This is a genomic window from Natrinema soli (genome assembly GCF_028618695.1).
The window spans coordinates 1-8245 of record NZ_JAQIVI010000706.1 but is presented as its reverse complement, the minus strand read 5'-3'; the positions used below and the strand labels follow the sequence as shown (position 1 = coordinate 8245).

At 63.0% G+C, this 8245-nt stretch carries 13 protein-coding genes and 2 pseudogenes; 3 read left to right on the top strand and 12 right to left on the bottom strand.

All coding sequences use genetic code 11. The annotated features are described in order from the left end of the window. Positions 1–387: response regulator (locus PGX04_RS30555; RefSeq protein ID WP_273741920.1), on the bottom strand; the 387-nt coding region annotated here is incomplete at its 3' end. A 105-nt stretch (positions 388–492) separates the two neighbouring features. On the opposite strand from PGX04_RS30555, the gene PGX04_RS30550 reads away from it, so the two are divergent. Continuing rightward, positions 493–1155 (top strand): ERCC4 domain-containing protein, encoded by a 663-nt coding sequence (locus PGX04_RS30550; RefSeq protein WP_273741919.1) that lies wholly within the window; start codon positions 493–495, stop codon positions 1153–1155. Positions 1156–1227: 72 nt separating this feature from the next. Here the strand turns inward: PGX04_RS30550 and PGX04_RS30545 are convergent, their stop codons facing one another. The 4 genes from PGX04_RS30545 to PGX04_RS30530 all read right to left on the bottom strand — a co-directional run bounded on the left by PGX04_RS30545 (position 1228) and on the right by PGX04_RS30530 (position 2536). Next, positions 1228–1401 (bottom strand): DUF7556 family protein, encoded by a 174-nt coding sequence (locus PGX04_RS30545; protein WP_273741918.1) that lies wholly within the window; start codon positions 1399–1401, stop codon positions 1228–1230. 147 nt (positions 1402–1548) lie between these two features. Continuing rightward, complete coding sequence (locus PGX04_RS30540) at positions 1549–1755, bottom strand: DUF2196 domain-containing protein (protein ID WP_273741917.1); 207 nt, start codon at positions 1753–1755, stop codon at positions 1549–1551. 114 nt (positions 1756–1869) lie between these two features. Further along, the gene (msrB, locus tag PGX04_RS30535) at positions 1870–2271 is read right to left on the bottom strand and encodes a peptide-methionine (R)-S-oxide reductase MsrB (RefSeq protein ID WP_273741916.1); all 402 of its coding nucleotides are present in this window, start codon (positions 2269–2271) and stop codon (positions 1870–1872) included. A 103-nt stretch (positions 2272–2374) separates the two neighbouring features. Next, on the bottom strand, positions 2375–2536 hold the full coding sequence (locus tag PGX04_RS30530; RefSeq protein WP_273741915.1) for a hypothetical protein: 162 nt from the start codon (positions 2534–2536) through the stop codon (positions 2375–2377). A gap of 1029 nt (positions 2537–3565) precedes the next feature. On the opposite strand from PGX04_RS30530, the pseudogene PGX04_RS30525 reads away from it, so the two are divergent. Then, positions 3566–3709, top strand: a pseudogene (locus PGX04_RS30525) (squalene/phytoene synthase family protein); the annotation flags it as partial. Between the two features lie 269 nt (positions 3710–3978). On the opposite strand, the gene PGX04_RS30520 reads toward PGX04_RS30525, so the two are convergent. From PGX04_RS30520 to PGX04_RS30505, 4 genes are all read right to left on the bottom strand, one after another. Then, a complete protein-coding gene (locus tag PGX04_RS30520) occupies positions 3979–4140 on the bottom strand; it encodes a hypothetical protein (protein ID WP_273741914.1) in 162 nt (53 codons plus the stop codon). Positions 4141–4302: 162 nt separating this feature from the next. Continuing rightward, the gene (locus PGX04_RS30515; RefSeq protein WP_083902798.1) at positions 4303–4587 is read right to left on the bottom strand and encodes a translation initiation factor eIF-1A; all 285 of its coding nucleotides are present in this window, start codon (positions 4585–4587) and stop codon (positions 4303–4305) included. A 142-nt stretch (positions 4588–4729) separates the two neighbouring features. Then, a complete protein-coding gene (locus PGX04_RS30510; protein WP_273741913.1) occupies positions 4730–5242 on the bottom strand; it encodes a YkgJ family cysteine cluster protein in 513 nt (170 codons plus the stop codon). Positions 5243–5503: 261 nt separating this feature from the next. Beyond that, positions 5504–6247 carry a fumarylacetoacetate hydrolase family protein gene (locus PGX04_RS30505; protein WP_273741912.1) on the bottom strand — a complete coding sequence of 248 codons (744 nt, stop codon included), beginning with the start codon at positions 6245–6247 and terminating at the stop codon, positions 5504–5506. A gap of 182 nt (positions 6248–6429) precedes the next feature. Between PGX04_RS30505 and PGX04_RS30500 the strand changes: the two genes are divergently transcribed. Next, positions 6430–6678: a hypothetical protein gene (locus PGX04_RS30500; protein WP_273741911.1), complete on the top strand. Its 249-nt coding sequence runs from the start codon at positions 6430–6432 to the stop codon at positions 6676–6678. 110 nt (positions 6679–6788) lie between these two features. On the opposite strand, the gene PGX04_RS30495 is transcribed toward PGX04_RS30500, so the two are convergent. The 3 genes and pseudogenes from PGX04_RS30495 to PGX04_RS30485 form a co-directional block, all read right to left on the bottom strand. Beyond that, a complete protein-coding gene (locus PGX04_RS30495; protein WP_273741910.1) occupies positions 6789–7025 on the bottom strand; it encodes a hypothetical protein in 237 nt (78 codons plus the stop codon). Positions 7026–7170: 145 nt separating this feature from the next. Beyond that, positions 7171–7650, bottom strand: coding sequence for a DUF8009 family protein (locus tag PGX04_RS30490; protein WP_273741909.1), 480 nt, complete (start codon positions 7648–7650; stop codon positions 7171–7173). A gap of 368 nt (positions 7651–8018) precedes the next feature. Then, positions 8019–8245 (bottom strand): annotated as a pseudogene (locus tag PGX04_RS30485) (adenosylcobinamide amidohydrolase); the annotation flags it as partial.

The window sequence follows — 8245 nt, the reverse complement described above, 5'->3', positions numbered from 1 at the left end:
GTACTGCTCCTCCCCGGACTCCTTCTGGAGATACTGGGTCACGCCCGCCGCGATCGCCTCGCTGGCCAGTTCCTCGTCGCCCTCGGCCGGCGCGAGCACGACCGGAAGATCGGGGTCGCGCTCCCGAACCGCCTCGAGGAGGGCCAGCCCGGTCGTCTCTGCATCCGAAAGGGTCTGTGCGGTCAGGAGACAATCGATGTGGTCCGTCTCGAGGCGCTCGAGCGCCGCGTCCGCTGTCGACACTGTGAGCAGGTCGAGAGTGCCCTCTTCGAGGGCATCGTCTTCGAGCACGGCGTCCGAAAGGGCGTTCGAACGGTCACCGGCACTCGGGTCGGGCGACTCCACGACGAGGAGTCGGGCGTCGTCGAGCGTCCGTGTGGAAGCCATTCGTTCCTCGTACGGCCCCCTGGGGATAGAAGGCATCGGTCCGTTCGCACTTGAGGGACCACCGCTAACCGACACTCGTTCATCGCTCGAGCCCGTACGACGAGTATGCGCGTCGCCGTTACCGTCGACGATCGAGAGCCGGCGGGTCTCGTCGAGGCGGTCCGGGTCCATCCCGACGTGACGGCGGTCGGCGTCGAGCGGCTGGCGAGCGGCGATATCGCCATCGATTCGGTCGGTATCGAACGCAAGACCCTTCGGGACTACGTCTCGAGTGCCATGGGACGGAGCGGCTCTGACCTCGCAGATCAGGTCGAGCGAATGGCCGCGGCCTACGACCACCCGTACGTCCTGCTCGAGGACGATTTCGCCGGTCTCGAGTCGCTTCGGACGGGCGTCTCCCCCGAATCGATTCGTGGGTCGATGGCCTCGATCACCGCCCGCCACGGGGTTCCGGTCGTCCCCTGTACGGACCGCCGGCAGCTGGTCGATTTCGCGATCCGGCTCGGCCGAAAGCACGCGGAGGACCCGACGAGCCGCCGGCTGCCGGCCGGCTCGGTTCCCGGTCGGCGCGAACCAACGACGAAGCGAATCTACGGCTGTATCGAGGGGATCGGCCCCGAACTCGCCGCGACGCTGTACGACCGGTATCCGACCGTCGAAGCACTGCTCGAGGCGGACCCGGACGAACTCACGCTGCTCGAGGGGATCGGCCCAACGCGGGCGGAGATGATTTACGCGGCGTTTCGCGACGACGGGACTGGCCGCTAGGTGCGATTTGCGACTCGAAAGAAGTGTACGATTCGTCGCGCCGCGATGTGCGAGAAATTCGACCGAAGCGGCTTACCGATTTTCCTCGAGGGAGACGGCCTTGTCCTCGGGCACGGCGAACCAGGCCTCGTCTCGAGCGATATCGGCGATGACGAGGTGCGATCGACCGTCGATTTCGTCGATGGCCGCCATCACTTCGCTCGACCCGTCCACCTGCCGTTCGACCGGCGTCGCTTCGGGAGCCATACTCGAGTGTTTCACCACGGCCACTATGAATTTTTCGAAGCTTCTATGATCGGTGGTTAAACACCGAATAAAGCGGAGTGGTTTCAGGTAGAATTTGCTCTAATTTTCCGATCCGATCGAACAACGGAAGTTGTGCTGAACGGGGCGTTATTCGTCGGGGGCGACCGATTCGACGTGACCGACGACGCCACTTTTCAATTCCACGTGCGGGCCTTCGGGCTCGTCACCGTAGATCGTCCCGACTTCGCCGATGATCGGTTCCGTCTCCTCGGATTGCGGGTCCGCATCGTCCTGCACGATTTCGACGGTCATCCCCTGTCGCAGTTCCTCGGCGGTCGGCCGTTCGTCGGACATGGTCGGAGATGAGTCGGGCATCTGAAAAAGGGTGGTGCCTGCATTCGATAGTGACAGGCCGATATTTCGCGGAGGATGTCGAAAGCGTTCCAACAGTCGATCCGCGTCCGCCGATCACTCCCCGTCGAACTCGAGGGCGGCGGAGTTGATGCAGTAGCGTTTGCCGGTGGGATCGGGGCCGTCGTCGAAGATGTGACCGAGGTGACCGCCGCAGTTGGCACACAGGACCTCGGTGCGGCGCATGCCGTGGCTGGTGTCGGTTCGGGTCTCGATCCGGTCGTCATCGGCGTCGTAGAAGCTGGGCCAGCCACAGCCGGACTCGAACTTCGTTTCGGAGTCGAACAGTTCGGCTCCACAGCCGGCACAGGCGTAGGTCCCGTCGTCCTTGTGATCGACGTACTCGCCGCTGAACGGTGATTCGGTTCCTGCCTCACGGAGGATGCGGTACTCCTCCTCGCTCAGTTCCTCGCGCCACTCGTCGTCGGTTTTCGGCAGGTGGTCTGCCTCGTTGCTCATGACGAACTCTAGGGGAGAGACACTCAAGAGTCTGTCTGCGAACTCGGACTCGGACCGCGACGGATCATCGCCGTACTGGGCCCGCCGGCTCGAGGATCGGTCGTCACCGGCTGGTGATGACGTCCGTACTCTCGCAGTTGGGGCACTGCGTCATTCGACCCAGTTTGGGGACCTCGATCCGCTGCCACTCGTCGTCCCCGCCGGGCGCTTCGAAGCCGCAGTTGCGACACCGTGACCGTTCGTGTGTGACTACGTTACTGGCCATGTCTCGATCTATGCTAGTTGCACCCATAGATGTTTGTTCGGTCAGCAGTGACTGTCGTATGCGTTGAGATCGGCTTTGCGGCATTTGCACGCCAATCGAACGATCGGATTCGGAGTGACTTTTGACGAAGAAGATCTCGGAATTACCCATCGACAGAATAGGCTACTCCGTGATTGGTTCTCGAGGTGTGTTCTACAGTCACTATTCGATAGTTCTGTATACGTCCCTTTTTGCTGCAGGTTGCCGAGAAATCGGAGATTTCTCGTATCGCAAAACGGCTCCGCCGTTTTGAACGACCTCGCTCCCTTCGATCGCTCGAACTGCTTGCAAAAATCTACGCTACAAAGCCGCCTTCACGGGCTTCGCCCGCTTCGACGGTGAACTGCTCGCTTCGCTCGCGGCTGCTGCGGTTCACTGCTCTCTGTGAGTGGTAACTCCGTCGTCGGTGCGAACGGGTCGTCCGACCGACCGTCGGCAGACGGTCGGTTGCGCAGACGACCGCGAATGACAGGGGTGAGCGTGGACGGCGCTACTGGGGAGGGCCGGTCGCCGACGACGGACGCCGTCATCGAGCCGACCCGTCCGTTCGCGTGGATCGAATCGGAGATCGCCTCGTCAGTTCGGCCACCGTCTCCGAGCGCCCGTACTCGAGCGGTCGTCGTTGCCGACGTGCCAGCCCGTTTCCAGCACTCTAATCATCGTTTGAGGGATCTGTATCCCAGCGCGCCCGATCTCCGTGGAAGTCGTCCACGAACTACTACAAAAATGTTGCCGAAGGTGTCACTGATGGAATCAGATAGGTCAGTACGCTGTGAAGCGCGGACGCTCCGTCTCACTCGTCGCGAGACCGACCGGATCAATGCGGCTCCCGATCGATAATCGATACCTGACTCACACAGCGGGACGGACACGCGGAACCGTTCGGACGAACCGTCGGGACGGAGGAGTGAGATAGCGAAGGGCGTTACGTTATATAACCGTTGGAGGATGGAGATCAGATCGCCAACAGGCGGGTCAACTAGTCAGAAAATAGGACAGGAACACATCGATGCCGGGAAGGTGATACAGAAACGCACCGAGAAACGTTCTATCTCGCGACGCGATTTCTCCCGGAGCGCGTGCGCCACGCCGTGCACGTCCGTTACACGCTCTTCCGGATCGCCGACGACGAGATCGACGCTTTCGTCGACGCGATGGCACTGCCACTGGAACCGCGATCCCGAGGCCGTGTTCCAGCGCGTGTCGGCGGTGCCGTCGGGCGAACCGGACCACCGCGGCTCCGAACGCGGGGCCACCGTCCCGACGCGCTGAGTGCTATTTCAAACCGTCCCGATACGGGGGCGCTCGGTTCGTTACCGGACGTCTTTCTCTCGCGTTCGGTCGCCGACTAGTATTCGCCAGTCATCGACGCGGACCGACGCACGGCCCGAACGACCGCGGCGCTACTCGGCCGCGTCGCCGTTTGCCAGCACGGCCGTTTCGGCCACGATGAACTTCGCTAGCTTTCGTTTCGAGTGTTCCGCGAAGAGATGATCCTCGAGCTGTTGGCCTACGTCGGGCGGTTCGCGACAGACCGGACATTCGACCGGTTCCTTCGTCGCCATGCCAGTGGTAATCCCCCCGAGCGCAAAAGGTACCGGCCGGAATTTCCCGTCATCGGTGTCGATATCGAACCGTTCGCTCCGGATCGAATAGTACAGCGCAACCGCTAGAGACGAACTGTCTGTGCGGAGAAATCTAGTTGAAAGCGGAACCGATACCGGGGTTCAATCGATGTGGCCTTCGCGACGCAGTTGATCCGCGTCCTGACCAGTGTACCGCCACTCGATGGTGGCCTTTTCGTCCTGCCAGTCCCATGGCTCGGCGACGACGATGTCGTCTTGCTCGATCCAGGTACGGTATTTCATGCGCCCGGGAATGCGGCCGAGACGCTCCTCGCCGTCCTCACAGCGGAGGCGAACGTGATTGCCACCGAGGTGTTCGGTTACGACGGCGAATACTTCATCGCTGTTGGGCATACGGAGGTTCCGTCGCCCGGAGTCTTCTGACACAGGCTAACTACGTGCGGCAGACTTTTAAATACTTGGAGAGTCATGGTAGCGAACCACGTGAGAACAGATGGCAATATACCCGTATTCGAGCCGGAAGAACGGGCGAATTAATCCTCTCGAACGGTTCCGGTCGGCGCTCCGGCTAGAGCTCGCGATCCGAATCCGGATTCTCGAGGTCCCACAGGACCTCCGGCAGAAAGGCCTCGAGGTTGTCGATAACGCTCCGCTCGCTCACATTTAGCCCCTCGCAGTGCTCGTGGGCCGATTCTCGAATGTCGACGTGCAGGTCGCCGTCCTCGAGCCAAACCCCGAGCGGAAAGACCGAACACCGGGTGGGTTTCCAGTCCTCCTCGAGGTGCAGCGAGCAGAGGCCGTCCTCCCGCAAAAAGGCGCAGGCGTGGCCGTCCTCGGCGACGTGGTCGTCGCGGTCTTTCGCCTCGCGCGTGACGAACTTCTCGCCGCGAAACTCCGTTGTGGTCTCGGCGAGGTTCGCCCGCTGGGCGAGCTCGAGGAGGTCCCGATCGTAGAGGAGCACGCCGTGGTGGCAACACCACGTGCAGTCGTCGACGCACTCGAACGTGAGGGCGGGGTCGAACTCGACGACGACCTCGCGGTCGGGATACACCTCGACGCGTCGCGTAGCGTCAGCGCTCACGAGTCTGGAGAGGGGGGTCGTCCTGAAGTGCCTTTCTACCCATCCTTTGATACGGTCTGCTGTATTGATGTACCGGCGCAACCGCGGGACGGTTCGCGGTTTTCGGAACTGACTGACAACTGTCCGTATGAGTAGATCCGTTCTACGGTCTCGTATCGCTCTCCGCTACCCCGAAAGCCCTGCTTCTTTCATTCCCGCCCAGCAGTGGACTGTTCACTACGCTGTAGCGCGCTCAGGGATGGTCTACGCGCGAATCGTCGCCTACTCGAGCGGGAGCGTCTCCCGCTCGCTCGAGTCCACGACCGTGTTCCGGAGCGTGCCGACGCCGTCGTAGGTAATCTCGACGGTGTCGCCGGGTTCGACGAGGCCGGGATTCGCTGGGCTGCCGAACGAAATGACGTCACCGGGGCGGAAGGTGAACCGCTGCGAGAGGAAAGAGATGATCTCGTACGGATTGAACAGCATCCGTTCCGTGTTGGCTTCCTGCCGGCGCTCGCCGGCCACGTCGGTGTGCATGTCGATGTCCGTCGGGTCGACGGCGGTTTCGATCCACGGACCGAGCGGGCCGGAGGCGTCGAACGCCTTCCTGGCCGTTCGGCCCTCCTGATCGAGCGCGTCCATATCGTTCAGGATCGTGTAGCCCCGGACGACCTCGGGGACCTCGTCTTCCGAGAGGTTCCGACAGGATTCGTCGATGACGGCCGCGAGCTCGCCGGCGTAGGTCACTTCGTCGCTGAAACCGGGGTAGGGAATCGGATCCTCGTGGCCGACGAGCGACGCGGGCGGCTTGATGAAGAAGGCGGGTTCGTCGGGCCGCTCGTACGCCATCTGATCGAGGGTCGCCGCGTAGTTGCGGCCGACGCAGTACAGCGCCGAGGGCTCGCAGGGCGGCAGGAAGGCCGCTTCCGTGTCGACCTCGTAGACGCCGTCATCGGTGTGAACGACGCCGTCCTCGTACCGTCCGGCAACCGGTCCGTCGTCGGTCGCGATCCGCGCGTATTTCATGCCCGGCGCTCTCGGGCCCGAGAGATTAGTGCTACCGGTTCGCCCTGACAGGGCCGAATCCGACGAAGCGCTCGAGATCGACACTGACCGTCGGCCGTCGGCGGCGTCTCTGATCGCCGGTCGCTCGCACCCATGCACATGTCGGTCCAACGTATACCCCGCTGCTCTGCCAACCCGTCGGTATGTGCGCCACCCTGACGGTCGACGACGAAGGGAAGCGCGTTCTCAACACGAACGGAAAGGAGATCGGCGTCGTCCGGGACGTCGATGCGGGCGTCGCGTACGTCGAACCCGGCCCGGAAATGGCGGAGTCGATCAAATCCCGGCTCCGGCGGAATCGGGAGATCGCCGACGGCATGGAGAACTACCGGCTCGACGAGGACCACATCGACGAGATCACGGAACACGAAATACGGCTGCAACGGTTCTGACCGGCAGGTCGAAGTCGGCTACCGGATTCCGCGGAGTGAGACGGTCTCTCGAGGGCCGATCCCGATCGGACGGCGAGTACGCCGTCGGCGTCGTCTCGAGCGCCAGCCGCTCACTCCTCGAGTCGGAGGTACGTTCGGCTACCGCGGTGCTCGAGCGAGACGTCGTCGGTCTCGACGTTCGTGCGGACGTATTCGTCGATCCCCGCGGCATGCAGATCGGTGACGTCGATCCGTCGGTGCTGTTGCGTCGCCCGGTTCGTGTGGTCGGTGGTCGAGTGACGGTCGCGTCGGTTACTCCCCTCGCCGAGATCGATCCGTTCGTCGGCTCCCTCAATGATCAGTGACATACGTTTCAGTTGGAGTGATAGTACGTCAAACCGATCCGTCCGGAGTGAAAGTGAAAGTACGGGACGGAGTCCCGTTCGGTGAAATGGGACTGTGATGGGGATCACAGCAGCAGCAGTCACCGCTGACCTGCCGGTCGACCGCTCGCTATCCGAGCGTCTTGAGTTCGACGCGGTGTGAGCCGTCGTCGGTCTCGAGCGCGACCGTCTGGACGATCGCCTCGCGGGCTCGCTCCTGCCATCCCTCGACGGCCTCGGCGTGGCGCTCGCGAATCCGGTCGGTCTCCTCGGAATCAGTGGCCTCGTCCGGGTCGTCGTCCGCGTCCGAGTCGTCGTCCGCGTCCGCGCGCGCCGACTCGAGGTCGGGATACTCGGCGACGACGTCGTCTTCGATGATCTCGGCGGGCGAGAGGTGAACCGCGCCGGTCAGTTCGGTGTCGTCGACGCGGTAGACGTGGATTCGAGCCCGCATCCGGCCGTGAAACGGCGGCGTTACGCGAAGGACGGCCTCGCCCGGATTCTCCCGGCCGTAGGCGTAGGCGTCGACGGCGTCGTCCGGCGAGAGCGCGATCGAGCGGATTGCTGACGGATCGTCGGCATCGACTGACGGATCGTCATCCTCCACCATTGGCCGAGGATTGGACGCGCGGCCGGTTAACTGCCGGGATTCGAACTATGTGACGTCCGTGAATGGTGCAGTGGGTTCTGATAAAAATTCGTGTGAAGAAGAGTCCTGCTATCGTGGCAACAGGGGAACGCCACACCCTCCCCAACCGATTCGCTCGGTCATTCTTCCCTCGCTCATCCCTCGCACGATTTCGCGCCGCGGTTCATTAGCATTCACCGCGGCTCAGCGCGCGCCACCGCACGCCGGTTGGCTGGTCTGGAGTGATACAGAGGACCCCGCTATCGATCACCGGATCTCGAGCATCCGTGGTGACTCGGATGGAACTCGTTCGATGGGAGTTGTCGGGTCGAGGCGGTTCGTGTCTCGAGTCACTCCGTCGCAACGCGATCGTCGTCGGCTCCCAGCTCGAGGCCCGGTCGAAAGACTTCGGCGCGATCGTCCGTCGAAACGCCGTACGCCGCGTCCGCGACCGATTCCGGGAGGGAGACGTCGCTGTCCGCGTAGTGAACGCGCAGCGACGCCCGAATCGCGTCTCGAACGCACGCACGCGTGGCCGCGCCGACCTCGGTGCCGCTGCCCGAAAACTCCGCCGGCG

What these genes read in the sequence shown, in the direction of transcription:
- msrB (WP_273741916.1), bottom strand. Translation starts at nt 2,271, where the DNA reads ATGAGCAACGAGGCAGACCACCTGCCGAAAACCGACGACGAGTGGCGC.
- PGX04_RS30500 (WP_273741911.1), top strand. Translation starts at nt 6,430, where the DNA reads ATGTGCGCCACCCTGACGGTCGACGACGAAGGGAAGCGCGTTCTCAAC.
- PGX04_RS30550 (WP_273741919.1), top strand. Translation starts at nt 493, where the DNA reads ATGCGCGTCGCCGTTACCGTCGACGATCGAGAGCCGGCGGGTCTCGTC.
- PGX04_RS30490 (WP_273741909.1), bottom strand. Translation starts at nt 7,650, where the DNA reads ATGGTGGAGGATGACGATCCGTCAGTCGATGCCGACGATCCGTCAGCA.
- PGX04_RS30545 (WP_273741918.1), bottom strand. Translation starts at nt 1,401, where the DNA reads ATGGCTCCCGAAGCGACGCCGGTCGAACGGCAGGTGGACGGGTCGAGC.
- PGX04_RS30505 (WP_273741912.1), bottom strand. Translation starts at nt 6,247, where the DNA reads ATGAAATACGCGCGGATCGCGACCGACGACGGACCGGTTGCCGGACGG.
- PGX04_RS30530 (WP_273741915.1), bottom strand. Translation starts at nt 2,536, where the DNA reads ATGGCCAGTAACGTAGTCACACACGAACGGTCACGGTGTCGCAACTGC.
- PGX04_RS30520 (WP_273741914.1), bottom strand. Translation starts at nt 4,140, where the DNA reads ATGGCGACGAAGGAACCGGTCGAATGTCCGGTCTGTCGCGAACCGCCC.
- PGX04_RS30495 (WP_273741910.1), bottom strand. Translation starts at nt 7,025, where the DNA reads ATGTCACTGATCATTGAGGGAGCCGACGAACGGATCGATCTCGGCGAG.
- PGX04_RS30540 (WP_273741917.1), bottom strand. Translation starts at nt 1,755, where the DNA reads ATGTCCGACGAACGGCCGACCGCCGAGGAACTGCGACAGGGGATGACC.